Below are 22,300 nucleotides of genomic sequence, written 5' to 3'. Positions count from 1 at the left end.
ACAGAGCAATGGAACTTTTATGTCCTGCAGGTAATCTACCTGCGCTAAAAACTGCGATTGATTGCGGTGCTGACGCAGTGTACATCGGCTTTCGAGATGACACTAATGCACGTCACTTTGCAGGCTTAAACTTCGCAGGCAAGAAATTAGAGAAAGCCGTGCAGTACGTTCACGACAACAAGAAAAAAATTCACGTTGCTTTAAACACCTTTGCTCATCCTAATGGATTTGAACGCTGGACAAACGCTGTCGATAATGCAGCAAACTTAGGCATTGATGCTTTGATCGTCGCAGATATTGCAGTGCTCGATTACGCTGCTAACAAATATCCAGACCTTGAGCTACACCTTTCGGTACAAGCATCAGCCACCAATGTCGCAGCCGTCGATTTCTATAAACAAAACTTCAACATTAAACGTGTGGTCCTGCCACGAGTGCTGTCTATTCACCAGGTCAAACAGCTTTCACGTAACATCACTTCCGATGTAGAGCTCGAAGTGTTTGCTTTTGGTAGCTTATGCATTATGTCTGAAGGGCGTTGTTATCTCTCTTCGTACATGACAGGGGAATCACCCAATACAGTAGGCGCTTGCTCTCCCGCCAAATATGTTCGCTGGCAAGAAACCGACTCGGGTCTTGAATCTCGCTTAAACGAGATTTTAATTGATAAATATGCTGCAGGTGAAAATGCCGGATACCCAACGCTGTGTAAAGGTCGATTCAAAGCTGTGATTGATGGCGAAAACAAACGCTATCATGCACTAGAAGAGCCAACCAGCCTTAATACACTATCGCTGCTTCCTGAACTATTTGCTGCCAATGTGACCTCAGTGAAAATTGAAGGACGCCAACGTAGCCCCGCCTATGTCGAGCAAGTTACTCGTACTTGGCGTGCAGCAATAGATCGCTACCAAGCTAACCCACAAGCATACAAAGTTGAAGCCGCGTGGAATGCCGCCTTGGCCAATGTGTCCGAAGGCACACAAACCACACTGGGTGCATACCACCGTAAATGGCAGTAATCGAATGGAAAATACAATGAAATACGCGCTGGGTCCTTTACTCTATTTCTGGCCAAAACAAGAGGTCGAACACTTCTACCAGCAGGCACAGCAAAGTGCTGCAGATATTATCTATTTGGGTGAGTCTGTCTGCTCAAAACGGCGAGAGATGAAAACACAACATTGGCTCGATATCGCTAAAGAGCTTTCTCAAACTGGTAAACAAGTGGTGTTATCCACCATGGCACTATTAGAGGCACCTAGCGAAATCACCATCATGAAGAAATACATTGATAACGGTGATTTTGCGATTGAAGCCAATGATGTTTCCGCGATTCAATTAGCCAGTGAAAAAAGAGTCCCTTTTGTGGTTGGTCCTGCGGTCAATACCTACAATGCGCACACGCTACAGCTATTTCTAAAGCAAGGAATGACTCGTTGGTGCATGCCAGTTGAGCTATCTCGAGACTGGTTAAAAAACGTATTAATTCAATGTGATGAACTGGGTATCAAAAATCAATTTGAAGTGGAAGTCTTTAGCCATGGCTATCTACCATTAGCCTACTCTGCACGTTGCTTTACCGCTCGCGCGGAAAACAGAGCAAAAGATGAGTGCGAAACTTGCTGTGTCAAATACCCAACTGGCATTCAAGTACATAGCCAAGAAGGACAAGCGGTGTTTAATCTCAATGGTATTCAGACGCAATCTGGCTATTGTTATAACTTGATTAATGACTTAGCAAGTATGGATGGGTTGGTTGATGTGGTTCGCCTCAGCCCACTCGGTATAGAGAGCTTGTCACTGCTTGAACAATTCAAAGCAAATGAGAAGGGCACGCATTTTTCACCGCTAGTCGATCATCAATGTAACGGTTATTGGCATCAACTCGCTGGTCTAGAGATCCAACAGAGCTGATGCTCTGCAAGTATATATCTCTAAACCACTTGAAGTTGCAGGTAGGCGGCAAGTGAGTGAATCCTCATGATCATAGATAAAGTATGTGGTTAGGGTGAGCAAACGTAGCCAATACCGCTGCAACTGCAAGTAGGAAGGATAACCGCCTTCAATTCAGGAGGCGGTTTTCAATAAACTGGCAACTATAATTTATACCAATACTGGCTGCGGCTTCGATTGATCATTTGGCAGTGAACGTAAATCTCGCCACAGCATAGCCCCCACCAATAAACTCAAAGCAATGTTTGAGATTGGAAAAGCAATCCACACACCTGTAACACCGTAAAATTTTGGTAATAAGTATAAAAATGGAAGTTGAATCAGCATATTACCTATGGTGATAAAGAGAGCCTTACTACCATGATTAGTTGATTGATAATACGCTGCCGTCACCACCAAAAATCCATCCAAAAACAGCGCAAACATATGCAGTCTCAGCCCACGAACCGCATCAACCATAAGCTGTGAGTCAGTCGAGTTAAACACCGAGACCACTTGATGCGCAAACAAGTTAAGTAACACTATAAAACCGATACCACCGAGCAGCGCAATACTCATCGATAATCGAAGTAACTTGCGAATATTGTGGTAATGCTTGGCGCCATAATTAAAGCTTGCTAGCGGCTGCATTCCATTAGCTATACCTTCGACCGTTAAGTAGTAAACCGTCACGATATAGCCCAAAATAGCATAAGCTCCAACGAGCGTCGCACTACCATAATGAGTGAACAGAGTGTTGTGTACCGCGACCATCATTGAACCATAAGCGTACATAAAGAAACTGGATAAGCCGATCGCAACAATTTTAGGTAATAATGACCATTGAAAAGTCATCACAGCAAGCGAAAGTCGTAACTTCGCACGTGACGAGAAAAAGTAGCCAATACCGAGTAAAGTGACACTGAACTGCGCAATAGCAGTAGCGATCGCGGCGCCCATTAATTCCCAGCCTAAGTAAGCGATCAAGATATAATCAAACACAATATTAATGATCGCACCGCAGACCATCAGTAGCGTTGCTAAACTGGGGCTATCATCATTGCGCAGTAAAAACGGTATTGCGATAGAACCTAGCGTAAAAGCACAAGCGATAATCAATACTTCTAAGTATTGTAAACCTAGCTCGTATACTCGTCCTTGTGCACCTTGCCATAATAGAAAATCATCGGCATAAAACCAGAGAATAGCGGCAACAATTGGCGTCAGTAACAGTATTAATAATAAACCAGTTGAAAGCACCTGTTTGGCGCCCGTTATGTCTTGCTCACCTTGTTTAATCGACGCTAACGCCCCAGTACCAACCCCAACCAACATACCGATTCCTAAAATAGAACCGATCACAGGCCAAGCAATGTTGATCCCAGCTAAGCCATCGGCCCCTATATAGTGACCAATGAAAATACCATCGACCACTTGATATAAGCCATTCACCAACATAGCCGCTACCGTTGGAATGGTATAACGCCAAAACTGACGATAAATCGAATTTTTCATACGACACTCCATAAGCTATCTATTTTTTGGCATGATGAGCAATAAAAAAGCCGCGGCATTACGCAGCGGCTTAGATGAGATATTTCCAGTTACTCTGAAGTCGCCTGCGTTTTAGCTTCAGCCTGTACTTTTGTCAGGTACTCAGCTCGCACTTGTTGAAATATTTTACCCAACTCAAGGAGGGAGTAACGATGCTCAACATATTCATACACATTGAAAGAGAGGGCTAATTTATACAATGAGATCGCATGAGCATAATCCCCTTCTTGTTGGTAACGTTTTGCCAGATAGAAATAGGTTTCCGTTAAACGCTGTGCCACGCGAGAACCGTTTAAAATCGCTTTAAAAGCTTGCTCTTCAGAGATTTCATCTAAAGTTAAAGCAACCAATACCCACCCCCACTGCTCGTCACGTTCTTGATAACGATTAAGCAGGTCAGAGCGAACGGTAGCTGAGTCAACTTCGCTTTGAATGATATACAACCATAATGCACGGAACGGATCACTTGGATCTTGCTGATAGTGATGAGTCATCTCTTGCAACGCTAAATCAATGCGATCTCCATAATATAAGGCGATCGCGCGATTTCGTTCGGCATAGAAGTTATCAGGGTCTAATTCGAGTGTAGAATCAAACGCTTCATAAGCGGCATCAAACTCCCCGACTTGCGTGTAATACACGCCTAATAAATTAAAAATATCAGGTTGAGCTGGGTTAATCGCAAGTGACTGATTAAAGTCGACACGAGCCAAATCACGTAGTCCAACGCTGTCATAGCTGTTGCCGCGCTCATAAAACATTTTGGCGCGCACATCGTCAGCTAAGTCTGCACGTTGTAGCAATTGTGTGAGACGTGCAATTTGTACTTGCTGTTGTACAGTCGACTGCAAAGGCACCGCCATAGGTGGATATAGCCACTGTCTCTGATTTTCATCTTGAGTTGAAGCACAGCCTGATACCGTAAATATCAAAATACTCAGCGCTAGTGTTTGAAACCATTTCACAAATAAGACTCCTGTATACCCCAAGCCAATACCGAATAAATCCATTATATTACGATAATTTAGGCATAAAAAAGGGAGCGAATAACGCTCCCTTTATATCATGCTTTATGCCGAAAAGGCGACTAAAGCCCTAAGCTTCTCTGCCTAAAACTATATTACTCAGCTTCTGGTGCCGATTTTTCTTGAACCGCTTCTTCAGCAGGTTTTTCTACCGCTTCTTTCATGCTTAGACGAACGCGGCCTTGGCGGTCAATTTCAAGTACTTTAACTTGAACTTCTTGACCTTCTTTCAAGTAATCAGACACTTTCTCAATGCGTTGATCAGCAATTTGAGAAATGTGTACTAAACCATCTTTACCAGGAAGAATGTTAACGAATGCACCGAAATCAGCTAGACGAGCAACCTTACCTGTATAGATAGCGCCGACTTCAACTTCAGCCGTGATCTCTTCGATGCGACGGATAGCTTCTTTCGCTTGAGCGCCATCGGTTGCCGCAATCTTGATTGTGCCATCATCTTCGATTTCAATCGTTGTGCCTGTTTCTTCCGTTAGAGCACGGATAACAGCGCCACCCTTACCGATCACATCTTTGATTTTCTCAGAGCTGATCTTCATGGTGTAGATACGTGGAGCAAATTCAGAAATCTCTTCACGAGCGCCAGAGATAGCTTGGTCCATCACAGAAAGAATGTGTTTACGTGCACCTTGCGCTTGGTTAAGAGCAATTTGCATGATCTCTTTAGTAATACCTTCGATCTTAATGTCCATTTGAAGTGCAGTGATACCGTCGTTAGTACCTGCTACTTTAAAGTCCATGTCACCAAGGTGATCTTCGTCGCCTAGGATGTCAGAAAGAACAACGAAATCATCGCCTTCTTTAACAAGACCCATTGCAATACCTGCAACAGAAGACTTAATTGGTACACCTGCATCCATAAGAGCAAGAGAAGTACCACATACAGAAGCCATTGAAGATGAACCGTTAGATTCAGTGATTTCTGAAACCACACGAACAGTGTATGGGAACTCTTCTACTGAAGGCATTACCGCAGCAATACCACGCTTAGCCAGTTTACCGTGGCCAATTTCACGACGCTTAGGAGAACCTACAAAACCAGTTTCGCCCACACAGTATGGAGGGAAGTTGTAGTGTAGTAGGAAATTATCTTTACGCTCACCTGTTAGCTCATCGATGATTTGAGCATCACGTTGAGTACCAAGAGTTGCAGTTACGATTGCCTGAGTTTCACCACGAGTAAATAGTGCAGAACCGTGAGTGCGAGGAAGAATACCAGTGCGTACGTCTAGCGCACGAACCATGTCTTTCTCACGGCCGTCGATACGTGGGTTGCCTGCAATGATGCTGCGACGTACAACTGTCTTCTCTAGATCGTGGAAAATAGTGTGGATTTCTTTCGTATTTGCTTCAGGATCTTCAGCAAGAATCACATTGTTTACTTCAGCAGCAATTTCATGAATACGGTCGTAGCGAGCCATCTTCTCAGTGATTTGGTAAGCTTCAACAAGCTTAGCTTCTGCCAGTTCTGCGATCTTATTATTAAGTGCTGTGTTCTCTTCAGGAGCAACCCAATCCCAAGCTGGAGTGGCAACTTCAGCAGCAAATTCGTTGATCGCATTGATCACAACTTGTTGTTGATCGTGACCGAACACAACTGCAGCAAGCATCTCTTCTTCAGTTAGATTGTCGGCTTCAGATTCAACCATAAGAACGGCGTTATTAGTACCCGCAACAACAAGGTCAAGCTTAGAAGTAGCTAGCTCTGTCATGCTTGGGTTAAGTACAAGTTGACCATCAATGTGGCCAACACGTGCTGCACCGATAGGACCGTTGAATGGGATGCCTGAAATAGCAAGTGCTGCAGAAGTACCGATCATTGTTACCATATCCGGTTGAACGTCAGGGTTTACTGACATAACCGTAGCGATAACTTGTACTTCGTTTTTGAATGCGTCTGGGAACAGTGGGCGAATTGGACGGTCGATCAAACGAGCCGTTAGTGTTTCGCCTTCTGATGGGCGACCTTCACGCTTGAAGAAGCCACCTGGAATTTTACCTGCAGCGTAAGTACGCTCTTGGTAGTTTACGGTAAGAGGGAAGAAGTCTTGACCTTCAACCGCTTCTTTTTTACCGACTACAGAAACGAATACTGCAGTATCGTCCATAGTTACCATTACGGCTGCTGTAGCTTGACGCGCGATAACGCCGGTTTCGATAGTCACGGTATGGTTACCGTACTGGAATGTTTTCACTACTGGTTTATCAAACATGTATCTTTGTATCCTTGCTCTAGAGTTACCTCTAGATTAAATGAAATTACACTCAAGACATTACGAATCGCGACTAGTAAAAATAGGCTCTAACTCTTGAAAGCAAGAATGATGCTTTGGCTCACTCTTGTATCTGAACGCTACTTTTAATAGCCGCGACCTGCTGGCCGACTTCGGTGACTGTAATGCTTTAAGTATGGTTGCTAATGTGTAAAACACACTTTTACGGCGGGTAGTATAAACTACTTAGAGAAGGTTGTACCAAATTTAGATAACAAAAAAGGGGCTAAAAGCCCCTTTTCTGAACAAACCGATCTTAGCGACGAAGCTCAAGACGTTTGATTAGGTCTTGGTAACGATCAAGATCTTTACCTTTTAGGTAATCAAGAAGCTTACGACGGCTAGAAACCATGCGTAGTAGACCGCGACGGCTGTGGTGATCGCCTTTGTGAGCTTTGAAGTGACCTTGTAGGTGGTTGATAGAAGCAGTTAGTAGTGCTACTTGTACTTCTGGTGAACCTGTGTCGCCTTCGCCACGTGCGTATTCTGCTACGATAGCTGCTTTAGTTTCTGCATTCAGAGACATAATTCTCTCCTAATAAGAGTAAGTTTAAAGGTGTAGCAGCCAATCTCTGATTCAGCCGCTACGCGAAGCGAGGATTATAGGGAAATCACTCACGTTAAGCAATAGCTATTTATAGTGACTCTTCGTCTCTAAAAACGACTAAACGCTTCGGTGCCACGCGACCATCATTATCGATTTCACCCACGCCAATAAAGAGTTTTTCTTCTCCCATTGTCATGCGAACGCTACCTTCGGTTGGTACACCAAATACTTGAACAGGCTGCCCATGTTGAACCATGTCTGCCAATTCAGGAATCAAATTCACCTCAGGGAGATCTTCTACTGCGGTATCCATAGCCATCAGTAGCGGATCGAGTAACTCTTTTGGTGCAATATCTTGCTCGCGCGCTTGCTCAAGTAACTCATTAAGCTGCTCTAGTGTCACCATTTTTTCATACGGGTATTTAGCAACCGCAGTACGACGTAGCATAGTGACATGCGCGCCACATCCAAGCATTTCACCCAAATCATCAACAATCGTACGAATGTAAGTCCCTTTTGAGCAGTGAACTTCCATTTCCACTTCATCGCCTTCAAAGCGAATCAGTGTAATTTCGTATACCGTGATTTTGCGAGATTCGCGCGGAACATCAATACCTTCACGAGCATACTCATAAAGTGGGCGACCTTGGTACTTCAATGCTGAAAACATTGAAGGAATTTGGTCTGTTTCGCCACGAAACTTATCAATGCAAGCATGTAAATTGTCTAATTCGACATTAACTGGACGCGTTTCAACCACTTCACCATCAGAGTCTGACGTATTGGTACGCTCACCGAGTTTAGCGATCACTCGATACTTTTTATCAGAATCTAACAGAAATTGGGAAAACTTGGTCGCTTCACCTAAGCAGATAGGCAGCATACCTGTCGCGAGAGGATCTAAAGCTCCAGTGTGACCCGCTTTTTCTGCAAAATAGATACGCTTTACTTTTTGCAGTGCATCGTTAGAAGAAATGCCCGTTGGCTTATCAAGTAAAATTACCCCGTTAATTGGGCGACCTTTACGACGACGTGCCATCTATTCATTTCCTTCTTCTGCAGCTTGTTCATCTTCACGACCAGCATCTTTTTGTTTGCGCTTATCGTTACTGACCACTTCACTTACAAGGTTTGACATACGCATACCTTCAACCAAAGTATTGTCATAAGTAAAACGGATTTCAGGCGTCAAACGCAGACGGATGCGCTTACCAAGCATCATACGAATATGAACTTCATGCTCTTTTAATGCCGCTAAACAACTTTCTGGAGTTTGCTCACCCACACATAGAAAAGTGACAAACACTTTTGCATAAGCAAGGTCACGAGACACTTCAACTTCAGAGATGGTAACCATACCCAAACGTGAGTCACGAACTTCACGTTGTAGGATCATGGCGAGTTCTTTTTGCAGCTGTTGCGATACGCGCTGCGTGCGGCTAAATTCTTTTGACATATCTTTTCTCACATATAGAAAGAATGGGGGGATGGTTAAACCCAGCCCCCCATGGTGTATTCAACAACCGATTACTGTCTATTTAATACAGCAACGTTAGTCAATTAATCCAGTGTACGTTTAATTTCCACTGTTTCGAAGACTTCGATTTGGTCACCAACGCGAACATCATTGTAGTTCTTAACGCCGATACCACACTCGTAACCATTCTTAACTTCTTGTACGTCATCTTTAAAGCGACGTAGTGATTCTAGCTCACCTTCGTAGATAACCACGTTATCACGTAGTACGCGAATTGGGTTACTACGTTTGATAACACCTTCAGTCACCATACAACCTGCGATTGCACCCAGTTTCGGTGACTTAAATACGTCACGAACTTGCGCAAGACCAATGATCTCTTGCTTGAATTCTGGAGCTAGCATGCCGCTCATTGCCGCTTTTACTTCGTCAATCAATTGGTAAATGATTGAGTAGTAACGTAGATCTAAGTTTTCAGATTCAATAGTACGACGAGCCGAAGCATCAGCACGAACGTTAAAGCCAAGTACGATAGCGTTAGAAGCTGCGGCAAGTACTGCATCAGTTTCCGTAATACCACCAACACCAGAACCTACGATGTTAACTTTCACTTCATCAGTAGAAAGCTTACGTAATGAATCTGCAATCGCTTCAACTGAACCTTGTACGTCTGCTTTCAGAACAACGTTCAATTCAGCAACTTCACCAGCAGTCATGTTAGAGAACATGTTCTCTAGTTTAGATTTTTGCTGACGAGCAAGTTTCACGTCACGGAATTTTCCTTGACGGTAGTTTGCAACTTCACGAGCTTTACGCTCATCACGTACAACAGTCGCTTCATCACCAGATGCAGGAACACCTGAAAGGCCGATGATTTCAACCGGAATTGACGGACCAGCTTCAACGATTTCTTGACCATTTTCGTCACGCATCGCACGGACACGGCCATATTCTTGACCACAAAGAAGGATATCACCTTTACTCAAAGTACCAGATTGAACCAATACAGTTGCTACAGGACCACGACCTTTATCTAAGCGAGATTCTACAACCACACCAGAGGCCATGCCTTCTTTAACTGCAGTCAGTTCTAGAACCTCTGATTGAAGCAGAATGGTTTCTAGAAGACCGTCGATGTTCGTTCCTTGTTTCGCAGAAATGTGAACAAACATGTTCTCACCGCCCCACTCTTCAGGGATAACATCATACTGCGCTAATTCATTCTTAACGTTGTCAGGGTTTGCATCTTCTTTATCGATTTTGTTAACCGCAACAATTAAAGGAACACCCGCCGCTTTAGCGTGCTGAATAGCCTCAACCGTTTGTGGCATAACACCATCATCTGCTGCAACCACAAGAACAACGATATCTGTCGCTTGAGCACCACGAGCACGCATAGCAGTAAACGCTGCGTGTCCAGGAGTATCAAGAAAAGTAATCATGCCGTTTGGTGTTTCAACGTGATAAGCACCGATATGCTGCGTAATACCACCCGCTTCGCCAGAAGCAACGTGAGCTTTACGAATGTAATCAAGTGTTGACGTTTTACCGTGGTCAACGTGACCCATAATAGTAACAACCGGTGCACGACTTACTGCCACTGCATCATTGTCGCGATCGGCAAGTACCGCTTCTTCAAGTTCATTCTCTTTACGAAGAACAACTTTGTGGCCCATTTCTTCAGCAACAAGCGCTGCTGTTTCTTGGTCAATCACTTGGTTAATTGTCGCCATAGCACCCATTTTCATCATCACTTTGATGACTTCAGTGCCTTTAACTGACATTTTGCTCGCCAGTTCAGAAACAACAATTGTTTCACCAATTACAACATCTTGTTTAGCAACTACTGCTGATTTATCAAAACCATGTTGCATAGAAGCTGGCTTAGACATGCGACCTTTACGAACTTTACCACGGCGAGAATCACGCTCTTGCTTATCATCTTTAGATGACATTTTACGCTTGTTCGCTTTGGTTGGCTTACGAGCACCTTCTTCACGGCGATCTGCTTCATCTTCGGCTTCACGTGCATATGTTGAAGTCGTAACATGGTAATCTGTATTTTCTTCCATACTACCCTTTTTCTCTTCTTCAGCAGACCAACGCTCTTTGTTCTTCTCAGCCAATTCACGCGCTATTTCTAGCTGGCGCTGACTTTCCTCTTCAGCTTTACGTAATGCTTCGGCTTCTTGACGACGTTTTAGCTCTTCGGCTTCTTTTCGCGCTGCTTCTTGCTTAATTTTATCTTTAGCAGAAAGTTCTGGTTTCACTGCAGAACGTTTTGCTTTCTCATCAGCGTTGCTCTTGTCACTTGCTTGTGCTTCAAGTTTCGCTTTCTCTTCTGCTTCACGCTTTGCTTTTTCTTCCGCTTCGCGTTTTGCTTTTTCTTCAGCTTCACGTTTTGCTGCTTCTTCAGCTTCACGTTTCGCTAATTCTTCGGCTTCGCGCTGTGCAGCTTCTTCAGCTTCACGTGTCGCTTCATCATCAATTGCACTGCGCTTAACGTAGGTACGTTTTTTACGCACTTCAACTTGAACATTCTTACTTTTACCACCGCCGGCATTCACGCTAAGAGTACTGCGCGTTTTACGTTGCAGAGTCAAACGCGTTGGTTCGTTATCACCAGTAGTGTCGCCATGTTCTTTTCTCAGGTGAGATAGCAGTTGTTGTTTCTCGTCATCGGAAACGCTATCTACATCTGTTTTTTTCATGCCTGCATCAGCAAGTTGTTCTAATAAGCGGTCAACTGGCGTACCAATTTCTTCACTCAGTGCTTTAACTGTTAGTTGTGTCATGCCGCTTTCTCCCCTTGCTGAAAATTATTCTTCGTCGCCAAACCAACAAATGTTACGTGCTGCCATGATAAGTACACCAGCGCGTTCTTCGGTAAGGCCTTCAATATTTTCAAGTTCATCAATACCTTGGTCAGCTAAATCTTCAAGTGTTACTACACCTTTGGCTGCCAGTTTAAATGCCATTTCACGCTCTAAACCTTCAAGAGCAAGTAGATCTTCAGCAGGCTCTAGACCTTCAAAAGACTCTTCTTGTACCAATGCAATCGTTGTTAGAGCATTTTTAGCGCGAGTACGTAATTCTTCAATGAGATCTTCATCCAAGCCATCAACTTCGAGCAACTCAGCCTCTGGGACATAAGCCACTTCTTCAAGTGTTGAGAAACCTTCTTCGACAAGAAGCTCAGCGAAGTCTTGCTCAATATCAAGATACTTCATGAAGTTCTCGATTGAAGCCATTGATTCTTCTTGGTGTTTCTTCTGAAGATCAGCCACTGTCATGACGTTCAATTCCCAACCGGTCAATTGTGACGCTAGGCGAACGTTTTGACCATTACGGCCAATAGCTTGTGCTAAGTTGTCAGCTTCAACAGCGATGTCAATTGAGTGTGTGTCTTCATCCATGATGATAGAGGCGACATCAGCAGGAGCCATTGCGTTGATAACAAACTGAGCTGGGTTATCATCCCAAAGAACGATATCAATACGCTCGCCACCAATTTCACTTGAAACCGCTTGAACACGTGCACCACGCATACCAACACAAGCACCTACAGGGTCGATGCGTCTATCGTTGGTTTTTACTGCGATTTTTGCACGAGAACCAGGGTCACGAGCCGCACCTTTTAGCTCGATCAACTCTTCGCCAATTTCTGGCACTTCAACACGGAAAAGCTCTGCAAGCATCTCAGGTTTTGAGCGAGTAATGAACAATTGGAAACCACGCGCCTCTGGGCGAACGGCGTACAACAGACCACGAACACGATCGCCTGGACGGAAGTTTTCGCGTGGCAGCTGATCATCACGTAAGATAACCGCTTCAGCATTGTTACCAAGGTCAAGAATAACAGAATCACGATTCACTTTCTTAACCACACCAGTAACCAACTCACCTTCGTTGTCGATAAACTGTTCAACAATTTGCGCACGTTCAGCTTCACGTACTTTCTGTACGATAACTTGCTTTGCAGTCTGCGTGGTAATACGGTCAAACGTAACTGATTCAATTTGGTCTTCAACATATTGACCAAGTTCTGCCGTTTCGTCGTAGTACTTAGCCGCTTCGAAAGAAATTTCTTTCGTTGGGTTCTCTACTTCTTCAACAATTAACCAACGGCGGAATGTTTCAAACTCACCTGTTTTACGGTCAATGGCAACACGAACATCGATTTCGATGTCATGTTTCTTCTTTGATGATGTTGCTAACGCAGTTTCAAGCGCCTCAAAAATACGTTCACGAGGTACTGCTTTCTCGTTTGAAACCGCTTCAACTACCGCTAAAATCTCTTTACTCATTTATCTAGCCTCTTAAGCTCTTTTCTCTAGGAGAACTAAAATTTAGGAATCAGGTTAGCTTTTGAAATGTTGCTAAGCGCAAATTGCTCTTCTTGCCCATCAACGCTAATCGCAACAGTTTCACCTTCAATAGAATGAATAATTCCTTTCCATTTTCGGCGGTTGCCTACGGCCATTTTCAAAACGATGCTGACTTCGTGACCAACAAACTGTTCATAGTGTGCTGCTTTAAAAAGTGGTCTTTCTAAACCTGGTGAAGAAACTTCTAGGTTATAAGCCACTGAAATTGGATCTTCAACATCAAGAACGGCACTTACTTGACGACTCACTTCAGCACAATCGTCAACAAGAATGCCATTTTCATGATCAATATAAATGCGTAGTGTTGAGTGCTCACCGGCACGAATAAACTCTAATCCAACTAACTCATAACCAGATGCTGCCACTGGAGCTTCAAGCATTTCAGTCAGTTGTCTTTCTAAACCAGTCATTTAAACCACTCCAGAAACAAAAAAAGGGCACAGAGCCCAATTTAAATCCCAAGCAACTATCTAAAATCTCAGCTTGAGAAATTTAGATAACAAAAAACCCCGAAAGTCGGGGTTTTTTGTTGCTGGACCCTGATGATTGAGAATCTAAATTCTCAATTGCAGTGAGGTTGACACTGCTCAAACTTGCATCCAAAACCTTAAAGAATTGGTTGCGGGGGCCGGATTTGAACCGACGACCTTCGGGTTATGAGCCCGACGAGCTACCAAGCTGCTCCACCCCGCGTCCGACTTGCGAGCATTATACGCTCAATCAAGTGATTTACAAGTTTGTAAATAATGGTGCCGAGAGAGGGACTCGAACCCTCACACCATAGGCGCTAGCACCTCATGCTAGTGTGTCTACCAATTTCACCATCTCGGCAATTATTTATACTTATCTAACGATAAGTTATTGCGGTATTTCATCACCAGCTTTTGCTGGTACATCAACCGCGGCATCAGTAGCTTGCTCAATCACTTGACCTTGTGTAGGGTCAACCCATTGTGATTCAGTTTTATGCGTAGACATATTGCCTAATGCCAAACTAAGGATGAAAAATACTGTTGCAAAAATTGCAGTCATTCGGGTTAGGAAATTTCCTGAGCCACTAGCACCAAACACTGTGTTTGAAGCGCCAGCACCGAAAGAGGCTCCCATATCTGCGCCTTTACCTTGTTGAATTAACACTAGGCCAATGATACCAAGCGCCGCCAACAGGTAAATCACAAGTAGAACTGTAAACATTACTTCCACCTATGTTCCAAATTGTTGAGCCAGCGCCGTTCTTATCAGTTGACTTGAACAAGGCTAGCGACCTCCTCAGTGAAGGCGGACGCAATACTAACTAATGCAACCAATACTGACAAGCGCTATTTCGTAAAAAAGTACTGTTTGCGTATCAAACGCTCAAAAAAAGGGCAATAAACAGATACAAATACGGCTAACCAATTTTATTAATGCTGATTCATCAAATAAAGCTTAGATCAGCCGTTATTTAGCGCTAATTTAACAACTTGCTTTCACGGCTTGTGCAATTTTCAGTGCAGAATTTTCAACCAACTCCGCATCTTCACCTTCAACCATAACTCGTAGCAGTGGCTCAGTACCTGATTTACGTAGTAATACTCGCCCTTTGCTGCCAAGTTCAGCTTCAACAGCAGTAACCGCAGCTTTAACCGCTTCCGCTTCTAAAGGATTCGAATCACCGCTAAAACGGACATTTTCTAACACTTGTGGGTAGAGTGTCATGCCCTTGGATAATTCATTTAGCGACAATTCACTGCCAACAACCGATGCAAGTACTTGCAAAGCGGCAACAATTGCATCGCCGGTAGTCACTTTGTCGAGCAGGATAATGTGCCCTGAATTTTCAGCACCAATTTTCCATCCCTTCTCCAGAAGTTTTTCCATCACATAGCGGTCACCAACGGCAGCTCTGGTAAATGGAATACCAAGCTGTTTTAAGCCATTTTCCATACCAAGGTTGGTCATTAATGTCCCCACAACACCACCTTTCAACTCGCCTCGGCGCAGAGCATCACGGGCAATAATGTACGCAATTTGATCACCATCGACTTTATTGCCAAGCTCGTCAACCATGATGATTCGATCGCCATCACCATCAAATGCCAAACCTAGCGCGGCATTTTCTGCGACCACGCGCTGCTGTAGCGCTCTTACATCTGTAGCACCGACTTCATCGTTGATATTGAGGCCATTCGGTTCCACCCCCATAGCAATAACTTCCGCGCCTAGCTCTTTAAATACATTAGGTGCAATGTGGTAAGTGGCACCATGTGCACAATCCACTACAATTTTTAAGCCAGCCAAGCTTAATTTTGACGGAAAAGTGCTTTTACAAAACTCAATGTAACGACCCGCAGCATCAACTAAACGTGTTGCTTTACCTAATTCTGCCGATTCAACACACTCGATATCTTTATCCAGTTCTGCCTCAATCGCCAATTCGATATCATCTGGCAATTTTGTGCCTTCTGATGAGAAAAATTTAATCCCATTATCGTAATAAGGGTTATGTGACGCCGAAATAACTATCCCCGCTTCTGCACGGAAAGTTTGTGTTAAGTAGGCTACCGCTGGTGTTGGCATTGGGCCAGTCAGTGTCGCTTTTAGTCCCGCAGCCGCCAACCCAGCTTCTAAAGCTGATTCAAGCATATAACCAGAGATACGCGTATCTTTACCAATGATAACTTTTTTTGTGCCTTGTTTTGCTAGTACGCGCCCAGCAGCCCAGCCTAGCTTTAATACGAAATCAGGAGTGATAGGGTATTGTCCAACTTTACCGCGGACACCATCTGTACCAAAGTAACGTCTTTTGTCAGACATAATTCTTCCTTAATTATTATTTTTAACTATTTTGAATAATGGTTTGCACAATTTTCATTGCTTCAAGGGTTTCATCTACATCATGAACCCGAATAATTTGCGCACCTTTCATCGCTGCTACCGTCGCACATGTCACGCTCGCTAACATACAGTCTGCTGGATTTTTTTCTAGCAGCTTAAAAATCATAGATTTCCGAGACATTCCCGCCAAAATAGGAAAACCTAGCTGATGAAAGGCTTCAAGGTGTGCCAGAAGATGATAATTGTGCTCGAGTGTTTTTCCAAATCCAAAACCGGGATCAAGAATAATTTGTTCACGAGCAATACCTACATTCTCACACGCAGCAACGCGCTCTTGAAGAAATGACTTTACATCGGTAAGAACATCTTGATAACAAGGGCTCACTTGCATGGTTCTTGGTTGGCCTTGCATATGCATTAAACAAATAGGCACTCCAGCCTTGGCTGCTACCTCTAATGCTCCAGGCTCTTGTAATGCTCGTACATCATTGATCAGATCGGCGCCGGCATTAACCGCCTGCCTCATCACTTCTGCTTTACTGGTATCTATCGATATCCATACATTATGTTTCGCTCGAATTGCTTTAATGACTGGAACAACGCGTTGTAGCTCATCCTCTAATGTCACTTCAGGCGCGCCCGGTCTTGTTGACTCGCCACCAATGTCAATAATGCTAACACCTGCTGCGATCATTTTTTCTGCGCGTTCTATAGCCAGTTCAAGTGAATTAAATTTACCGCCATCTGAAAATGAATCTGGCGTTACATTAAGTATGCCCATCACATGTGGGCGGTCGAGAATCAGCGTTTTGGTTGGAGTTTGAATCTTCATTTTGCTCTAAAACACAAAAACCCCGAGTGAACTCGGGGTTTAATTAAAGGATTAATGATTACTCAGCATCTTTCTTTTCTGAGGATTCATCTGGTGTAGCTTCAGCAGCAGGCTCTTTGGTTTGCTCTTGAGCTTTTTCCGCTTCAGTACTGACTTCCGCATCATCGGCTTTTGCCTTTGCTTGATCGCCCCAACCAGCAGGCTCTCGGATTTCAGTTTTACGTTCCATTAGATCATCAATTTGACCAGCATCGATAGTTTCATATTTCATCAATGCATCTTTCATTGAGTGCATAATATCCATGTTATCTTCAAGGATTTTACGCGCTCGGTCGTAGTTGCGATCGATAATCTTACGGACTTCATCATCAATAAGCTTAGCGGTGTCGTTCGATACGTGCTTGGTTTGAGTTACGCTACGACCAAGGAATACTTCACCTTCATCTTCAGCATAAAGCAATGGACCCAGTTTTTCTGAGAAGCCCCATTGTGTCACCATCTTACGAGCGATATCAGTGGCACGTTCAATATCGTTAGAAGCGCCTGTTGATACGTTATCCTTACCATAAATTAGCTCTTCAGCTAAACGGCCGCCATACAAGCTAGAAATCATCGACTCTAGATGTAGTTTCGACATGCTGACACGATCTTGCTCAGGCAGATACATAGTCACACCTAACGCTCGGCCACGAGGGATAATTGAGACTTTGTATACTGGATCATGCTCAGGTACTAAACGCCCAACGATAGCGTGCCCAGCTTCATGGTAAGCGGTTGATGCTTTGGTTTCTTCAGACATCACCATTGAACGGCGCTCAGCACCCATCATGATTTTGTCTTTGGCCAATTCGAATTCAACCATAGAAACATTACGCTTGTTACCGCGAGCCGCAAACAATGCCGCTTCGTTTACAAGGTTCGCAAGGTCTGCACCAGAGAAACCAGGTGTACCACGTGCAATCAATGAGGGTTCAACATCACTCGCTAGCGGCACTTTACGCATATGAACTTTCAATATTTGTTCACGGCCGCGTACATCAGGCAAGCCAACAACCACTTGACGGTCAAAACGACCAGGACGAAGCAACGCAGGGTCTAAAACATCCGGACGGTTCGTTGCAGCAATGACGATGATACCTTCGTTACCTTCGAAACCATCCATCTCAACCAGCATTTGGTTTAGTGTTTGTTCACGCTCATCGTGACCACCACCAACACCAGCACCACGTTGACGACCAACCGCATCGATTTCATCGATAAAGATGATACAAGGTGCAGCTTTCTTTGCTTGTTCAAACATATCACGCACACGAGATGCACCAACACCAACAAACATTTCAACGAAGTCAGAACCTGAAATGGTAAAGAATGGTACTTTCGCTTCACCTGCAATTGCTTTGGCAAGCAGCGTTTTACCCGTACCAGGAGGACCAACCATTAAGATACCTGTTGGTATTTTACCGCCTAGTTTTTGGAAGCGACTTGGATCACGCAAGTAGTCAACCAGCTCTTTCACATCTTCTTTCGCTTCATCGCAGCCTGCAACGTCACCAAAGTTAGTTTTAATTTGCTCTTCACTCATCATACGAGCTTTGCTCTTACCAAATGACATAGCGCCTTTACCACCGCCGCCTTGCATTTGACGCATGAAGAAGATCCAAACCCCAATCAATAGAATCATTGGGAACCAAGATATGAAAATAGTTCCGAGCAAGCTTTGCTCTTCTGGAGGCATTCCTTGTACTTTCACGTTTTGGTTGATCAAGTCATCAAGTAGCTTTTGATCATACACTGGCATGTAAGTTACATAACGAGCACCACCACCTCTACGAGTAAAGGTAATTTCACTGTTGTTAAATTGAGCATCTTGAATCTGGCCTTGGCCAACTTCCTGTACAAACGTGGTGTAATCAACTGCTTTGCCGTTACTATCACCAGGGCCGAAGCTCTGGAACACCGACATTAAAACAACAGCGATAACTAGCCACAGAATTAAATTTTTTGCCATATCACTCAAGGTGTAAGCCTCGCGATAACTAGTTGTAATTAAAGGTAGGGTACTACAGTTTGTGACCTGTAGCCATAGTGTTAACTCATGCTTTGCACAGCAAAAACGTTAACTTTTGTAACCAGTGGCTACAATGTACACTTCTCGAGAGCGAGCTCTCGATGAGTCTGGTTTGCGAATCTTTACGGCCTTGAACATGTCTCGGATATCCTTAACATATTGGTCGAACCCTTCGCCTTGGAATACTTTGACCACAAAACTACCATTTGGGGCAAGAACTTGTCGACACATATCTAAAGCAAGTTCAACTAAGTACATTGCTCTGGGTTGGTCAACCGATAAATTGCCGGCCATATTAGGGGCCATATCAGACATCACTACATCTACCATGTCTGGCTGGATGCGTTCTAATAGTGCTTCTAACACCGATTCTTCGCGGAAATCACCTTGTAGAAAGGCAACGCCTGCGATGGAATCCATTGGTAAGATATCACATGCGATAACTTGCCCTTCATCACCGACAATACCTGCTGCATATTGAGACCAACCACCAGGGGCTGCCCCCAAATCAACGACGGTCATTCCCGATTTCAGCAATTTATCTTTATTTTGAATTTCTTCAATTTTGAAGATAGCACGAGAACGGTAACCTTTCTTCTTGGCTTCATTCACATACTTGTCATCAAAGTGTTCTTTCAACCAACGGCCAGAGCTCGCTGAATGCTTCTGTTTACTCATTCGATTCCTAACTGAAATGCTTCTATCCAAGAAAGTATGGTATAAAATATAGTCTTCAAGCATAGATGGCGTTAAAATAGCGTTTTTCAACCCTTATATTAAATAAAATTGGCCGCGTAATGAACCTAAGCACCAAACAAAAGCAGCATCTTAAAGGCCTAGCACACAGTCTAAAACCTGTTGTGCTTATGGGCGCAAATGGACTCACTGAGGCTGTTCTAGCGGAAATCGAAATTGCACTGAACCACCACGAACTGATTAAAGTTAAAGTGGCATCAGAAGATCGCGAAACTAAACAGTTGATCATTGATGCCGTTGTTCGTGAAACTGGCGCAGAAAAAGTACAGACTATCGGTAATATTCTTGTACTGTTCCGCCAATCAGAGCAGCGTAAAATCGAAATTCCTCGCAAATAGAGTCTATCGTTATTCTCTATTTAGTCATGGATAAAGACAAAAAAGGTCGCATGTTGCGACCTTTTTGATTTCTGACCTTCAGAGTTAAATGTATTCAACTTTGTCAATTTCGAAATCTTTATCGCCACCTGGGGTGGCAATAATCACTTCATCACCTTCCATTTTACCGATCAAACCGCGTGCAATCGGAGAACTAACAGAAATTCGGCCCAATTTAATATTAGCTTCATCTTCACCGACAATTTGATAACGCTTTTCTTCGTCGGTATTGACATCGATCACTGTTACTGTCGAACCAAAAATTACTTTACCCGTATTTTCCATTTTAGTGACATCAATCACTTGAGCAACAGAAAGCTTGTATTCGATATCGCGAATTTGAGCTTCGCAAATGCCCTGCTCTTCACGAGCGGCATGATATTCAGCATTCTCTTTTAAATCGCCAAGCTCACGCGCAGTTGCGATAGCTTCTGAAATTTGTGGGCGCAGTTTTAATAGCCTATCTAGCTCGGTACGCAGTAGCTGTTCACCACGTACTGTCATTGGAACTTTTTCCATTTTACACCTCATATGCCAAAACTTTCTTTGGGCAAAACAAAACTACCCAACCTGTTAGGCTAGGTAGTAGATGGAACAACATAATTACTAATTAGTGTAATCAAACTTTGTGACTAAATCACCTGAAATCAAGTGACTCTTTGATCATCTTTTGTCAATTGAATCAAAAAAAACGGCAGTGAAATACTCACCGCCACACTATAAGGCAAATCATTTCGCACAAAAAACCGACTCATCTCACTAAAAAAAAATAAAAACAGAACAGATCGAATCAGTTTTAAAAATTAATTTTATTTAATAAAAAACAAAGGCTTGATATTTATTTACCACAAATAAACCATCGTTCATAAGTTCGATTTATATCATTTTACTAACTAATAAGGGAACTTAAGGGTAAAAAGTAACACAAGAAATATTAAAAGCACCTTGTCGTATATGATTTTTTAAGGTTTTACACAAAGCTAACATATGCAATATATTTGGTATTTATTATTTCTCTTAGGACGATACATACGTCGGAAATAAAAATTTATGAACAATAAATTAGGACTAAATAAGATGAACAAAACTCTGATTGCTCTAGCAGTATCAGCCGCAGCAGTGGCTACAGGCGTAAACGCAGAAGGCGTAAACCAAAGCAGTGACCGTGCTGGCTCTACAGTGTACAGCTCTCAAGGCAACACTCTAGAAATCGGCGGTCGTGCTGAAGCGCGTCTGTCTCTTAAAGATGGTAAAGCTCAAGACAACTCTCGTGTACGTTTGAACTTCCTAGGTAAAGTTGCGATCAACGACAGCCTATACGGTGTTGGTTTCTACGAAGGTGAATTCACTACTGCAGATAATGACGTAACCGTTGATGGTGATCAAAAATCAGGTTCAGACCTTGATAATCGTTATGGTTACGCTGGTATCGGTGGTAACTTCGGTGAAGTGACTTACGGTAAAAACGACGGTGCACTAGGTGTTATCACAGATTTCACAGATATCATGTCTTACCACGGTAACTCTGCAGCAGATAAAATCGCTGTTGCTGACCGTACTGACAACATGCTGTCGTACAAAGGTCAATTTGCTGACTTTGGTCTAAAAGCAAGCTACCGTTTTGCTGACCGTACAGACTCATCAACAGATTCTGGTTATGATGATAACCGTGCTGACGGTTACTCAATCTCTGGTATCTATGCATTCGGCGACACTGGTTTCAAACTAGGTGCTGGCTACGCAGACCAAGATGAGCAAAACGAGTACATGGTTGCAGCATCTTTAGCTATCTCTGATGCCTATATCGCTGCTATTTACACTGATGGTGAAAAAGCAGAGACTAACGGTGATTACACTGGTTATGAAGTTGCATTCGGTTACAAACTACCAGGCTCATCTGCAATTACAGCAACGTACAACAACGCTGAAACTTTTGATGAGACTTCTGCAAATAACTTTGCAATTGACTACACCTACTACTTCAAGCCTAACTTCCGTACTTACATCTCTTACAACTTCAACATGATTGATGAAGGCGATAAGATCGGTTCAGTTAAAAATAACGCTGGTCTAATCAGCACTGCAACTAAAGCACAAGCTGAAGATGAGCTAGCTCTAGGTCTTCGTTACGACTTCTAATCTATTGACTTAATGTCTTAGATGCCAAACGCCTGCTGACTAGCAGGCGTTTTTGTATCTCGCTATACTGTCAGCCACACTCTGTTTTGAAATA

General features: G+C 43.4%; 19 protein-coding genes and 2 tRNA genes. 4 read left to right on the top strand and 17 right to left on the bottom strand.

Translation table 11 applies throughout. From position 1 onward, the window contains the following. The first annotated feature begins 8 nt into the window (after window positions 1-8). Window positions 9-1,022, top strand: a complete 1,014-nt coding sequence (gene ubiU, locus AACW06_RS01615; RefSeq protein WP_192073720.1) for a ubiquinone anaerobic biosynthesis protein UbiU — start codon at window positions 9-11, stop codon at window positions 1,020-1,022. A gap of 16 nt (window positions 1,023-1,038) precedes the next feature. Next, window positions 1,039-1,917: a U32 family peptidase gene (locus tag AACW06_RS01610; RefSeq protein WP_420895659.1), complete on the top strand. Its 879-nt coding sequence runs from the start codon at window positions 1,039-1,041 to the stop codon at window positions 1,915-1,917. Between the two features lie 189 nt (window positions 1,918-2,106). On the opposite strand, the gene AACW06_RS01605 is transcribed toward AACW06_RS01610, so the two are convergent. The 16 genes from AACW06_RS01605 to rlmE form a co-directional block, all read right to left on the bottom strand. After that, window positions 2,107-3,450 (bottom strand): MATE family efflux transporter, encoded by a 1,344-nt coding sequence (locus tag AACW06_RS01605; RefSeq protein ID WP_168523205.1) that lies wholly within the window; start codon window positions 3,448-3,450, stop codon window positions 2,107-2,109. Window positions 3,451-3,539: 89 nt separating this feature from the next. After that, window positions 3,540-4,454 (bottom strand): lipoprotein NlpI, encoded by a 915-nt coding sequence (gene nlpI / locus AACW06_RS01600; protein WP_192073719.1) that lies wholly within the window; start codon window positions 4,452-4,454, stop codon window positions 3,540-3,542. Between the two features lie 155 nt (window positions 4,455-4,609). Continuing rightward, the gene (pnp, locus tag AACW06_RS01595; RefSeq protein WP_192073718.1) at window positions 4,610-6,745 is read right to left on the bottom strand and encodes a polyribonucleotide nucleotidyltransferase; all 2,136 of its coding nucleotides are present in this window, start codon (window positions 6,743-6,745) and stop codon (window positions 4,610-4,612) included. A 316-nt stretch (window positions 6,746-7,061) separates the two neighbouring features. Beyond that, the gene (rpsO, locus tag AACW06_RS01590; protein ID WP_192073717.1) at window positions 7,062-7,331 is read right to left on the bottom strand and encodes a 30S ribosomal protein S15; all 270 of its coding nucleotides are present in this window, start codon (window positions 7,329-7,331) and stop codon (window positions 7,062-7,064) included. Between the two features lie 109 nt (window positions 7,332-7,440). Continuing rightward, window positions 7,441-8,391 carry a tRNA pseudouridine(55) synthase TruB gene (truB, locus tag AACW06_RS01585; protein WP_192073716.1) on the bottom strand — a complete coding sequence of 317 codons (951 nt, stop codon included), beginning with the start codon at window positions 8,389-8,391 and terminating at the stop codon, window positions 7,441-7,443. Next, a complete protein-coding gene (rbfA, locus tag AACW06_RS01580; protein ID WP_053311263.1) occupies window positions 8,392-8,808 on the bottom strand; it encodes a 30S ribosome-binding factor RbfA in 417 nt (138 codons plus the stop codon). It abuts the gene before it with no gap. Between the two features lie 104 nt (window positions 8,809-8,912). After that, window positions 8,913-11,624: a translation initiation factor IF-2 gene (infB, locus tag AACW06_RS01575; protein WP_192073715.1), complete on the bottom strand. Its 2,712-nt coding sequence runs from the start codon at window positions 11,622-11,624 to the stop codon at window positions 8,913-8,915. Window positions 11,625-11,648: 24 nt separating this feature from the next. Then, complete coding sequence (gene nusA, locus AACW06_RS01570) at window positions 11,649-13,136, bottom strand: transcription termination factor NusA (RefSeq protein ID WP_192073714.1); 1,488 nt, start codon at window positions 13,134-13,136, stop codon at window positions 11,649-11,651. Between the two features lie 35 nt (window positions 13,137-13,171). Next, window positions 13,172-13,627 carry a ribosome maturation factor RimP gene (rimP, locus tag AACW06_RS01565; protein ID WP_053311266.1) on the bottom strand — a complete coding sequence of 152 codons (456 nt, stop codon included), beginning with the start codon at window positions 13,625-13,627 and terminating at the stop codon, window positions 13,172-13,174. Window positions 13,628-13,833: 206 nt separating this feature from the next. Next, window positions 13,834-13,910, bottom strand: a tRNA-Met gene (locus AACW06_RS01560). Window positions 13,911-13,964: 54 nt separating this feature from the next. Then, window positions 13,965-14,048, bottom strand: a tRNA-Leu gene (locus tag AACW06_RS01555). 27 nt (window positions 14,049-14,075) lie between these two features. Continuing rightward, on the bottom strand, window positions 14,076-14,411 hold the full coding sequence (secG, locus tag AACW06_RS01550; protein WP_192073713.1) for a preprotein translocase subunit SecG: 336 nt from the start codon (window positions 14,409-14,411) through the stop codon (window positions 14,076-14,078). A 261-nt stretch (window positions 14,412-14,672) separates the two neighbouring features. Beyond that, window positions 14,673-16,013 carry a phosphoglucosamine mutase gene (glmM, locus tag AACW06_RS01545; RefSeq protein WP_192073712.1) on the bottom strand — a complete coding sequence of 447 codons (1,341 nt, stop codon included), beginning with the start codon at window positions 16,011-16,013 and terminating at the stop codon, window positions 14,673-14,675. Window positions 16,014-16,035: 22 nt separating this feature from the next. Continuing rightward, window positions 16,036-16,866 (bottom strand): dihydropteroate synthase, encoded by an 831-nt coding sequence (folP, locus tag AACW06_RS01540; protein WP_192073711.1) that lies wholly within the window; start codon window positions 16,864-16,866, stop codon window positions 16,036-16,038. A gap of 58 nt (window positions 16,867-16,924) precedes the next feature. Continuing rightward, window positions 16,925-18,883 carry an ATP-dependent zinc metalloprotease FtsH gene (ftsH, locus tag AACW06_RS01535; RefSeq protein ID WP_192073710.1) on the bottom strand — a complete coding sequence of 653 codons (1,959 nt, stop codon included), beginning with the start codon at window positions 18,881-18,883 and terminating at the stop codon, window positions 16,925-16,927. 99 nt (window positions 18,884-18,982) lie between these two features. Next, window positions 18,983-19,612, bottom strand: a complete 630-nt coding sequence (gene rlmE, locus AACW06_RS01530; RefSeq protein ID WP_192073709.1) for a 23S rRNA (uridine(2552)-2'-O)-methyltransferase RlmE — start codon at window positions 19,610-19,612, stop codon at window positions 18,983-18,985. Between the two features lie 119 nt (window positions 19,613-19,731). On the opposite strand from rlmE, the gene yhbY reads away from it, so the two are divergent. Beyond that, window positions 19,732-20,028: a ribosome assembly RNA-binding protein YhbY gene (gene yhbY / locus AACW06_RS01525; protein ID WP_053311272.1), complete on the top strand. Its 297-nt coding sequence runs from the start codon at window positions 19,732-19,734 to the stop codon at window positions 20,026-20,028. A gap of 84 nt (window positions 20,029-20,112) precedes the next feature. On the opposite strand, the gene greA is transcribed toward yhbY, so the two are convergent. Continuing rightward, window positions 20,113-20,586: a transcription elongation factor GreA gene (gene greA / locus AACW06_RS01520; RefSeq protein ID WP_053311273.1), complete on the bottom strand. Its 474-nt coding sequence runs from the start codon at window positions 20,584-20,586 to the stop codon at window positions 20,113-20,115. A 558-nt stretch (window positions 20,587-21,144) separates the two neighbouring features. Between greA and AACW06_RS01515 the strand changes: the two genes are divergently transcribed. Next, on the top strand, window positions 21,145-22,206 hold the full coding sequence (locus tag AACW06_RS01515; protein ID WP_192073708.1) for a porin: 1,062 nt from the start codon (window positions 21,145-21,147) through the stop codon (window positions 22,204-22,206). Window positions 22,207-22,300 lie beyond the last annotated feature (94 nt).

The organism is Vibrio sp. S12_S33, assembly GCF_963889785.1.
Classification (GTDB): Bacteria; Pseudomonadota; Gammaproteobacteria; order Enterobacterales; family Vibrionaceae; genus Vibrio; species Vibrio aestuarianus.
Note: the sequence above shows the minus strand (reverse complement) of the source record. Positions and strands in the feature narration are given on the sequence as shown.

Excerpts from the sequence above, each read along its gene's own strand:
- ubiU (WP_192073720.1), top strand. The coding sequence starts at position 9 with ATGGAACTTTTATGTCCTGCAGGTAATCTACCTGCGCTAAAAACTGCG.
- AACW06_RS01610 (WP_420895659.1), top strand. The coding sequence starts at position 1,039 with ATGAAATACGCGCTGGGTCCTTTACTCTATTTCTGGCCAAAACAAGAG.
- AACW06_RS01605 (WP_168523205.1), bottom strand. The coding sequence starts at position 3,450 with ATGAAAAATTCGATTTATCGTCAGTTTTGGCGTTATACCATTCCAACG.
- pnp (WP_192073718.1), bottom strand. The coding sequence starts at position 6,745 with ATGTTTGATAAACCAGTAGTGAAAACATTCCAGTACGGTAACCATACC.
- rpsO (WP_192073717.1), bottom strand. The coding sequence starts at position 7,331 with ATGTCTCTGAATGCAGAAACTAAAGCAGCTATCGTAGCAGAATACGCA.
- truB (WP_192073716.1), bottom strand. The coding sequence starts at position 8,391 with ATGGCACGTCGTCGTAAAGGTCGCCCAATTAACGGGGTAATTTTACTT.
- rbfA (WP_053311263.1), bottom strand. The coding sequence starts at position 8,808 with ATGTCAAAAGAATTTAGCCGCACGCAGCGCGTATCGCAACAGCTGCAA.
- infB (WP_192073715.1), bottom strand. The coding sequence starts at position 11,624 with ATGACACAACTAACAGTTAAAGCACTGAGTGAAGAAATTGGTACGCCA.
- nusA (WP_192073714.1), bottom strand. The coding sequence starts at position 13,136 with ATGAGTAAAGAGATTTTAGCGGTAGTTGAAGCGGTTTCAAACGAGAAA.
- rimP (WP_053311266.1), bottom strand. The coding sequence starts at position 13,627 with ATGACTGGTTTAGAAAGACAACTGACTGAAATGCTTGAAGCTCCAGTG.
- secG (WP_192073713.1), bottom strand. The coding sequence starts at position 14,411 with ATGTTTACAGTTCTACTTGTGATTTACCTGTTGGCGGCGCTTGGTATC.
- glmM (WP_192073712.1), bottom strand. The coding sequence starts at position 16,013 with ATGTCTGACAAAAGACGTTACTTTGGTACAGATGGTGTCCGCGGTAAA.
- folP (WP_192073711.1), bottom strand. The coding sequence starts at position 16,866 with ATGAAGATTCAAACTCCAACCAAAACGCTGATTCTCGACCGCCCACAT.
- rlmE (WP_192073709.1), bottom strand. The coding sequence starts at position 19,612 with ATGAGTAAACAGAAGCATTCAGCGAGCTCTGGCCGTTGGTTGAAAGAA.
- yhbY (WP_053311272.1), top strand. The coding sequence starts at position 19,732 with ATGAACCTAAGCACCAAACAAAAGCAGCATCTTAAAGGCCTAGCACAC.
- greA (WP_053311273.1), bottom strand. The coding sequence starts at position 20,586 with ATGGAAAAAGTTCCAATGACAGTACGTGGTGAACAGCTACTGCGTACC.
- AACW06_RS01515 (WP_192073708.1), top strand. The coding sequence starts at position 21,145 with ATGAACAAAACTCTGATTGCTCTAGCAGTATCAGCCGCAGCAGTGGCT.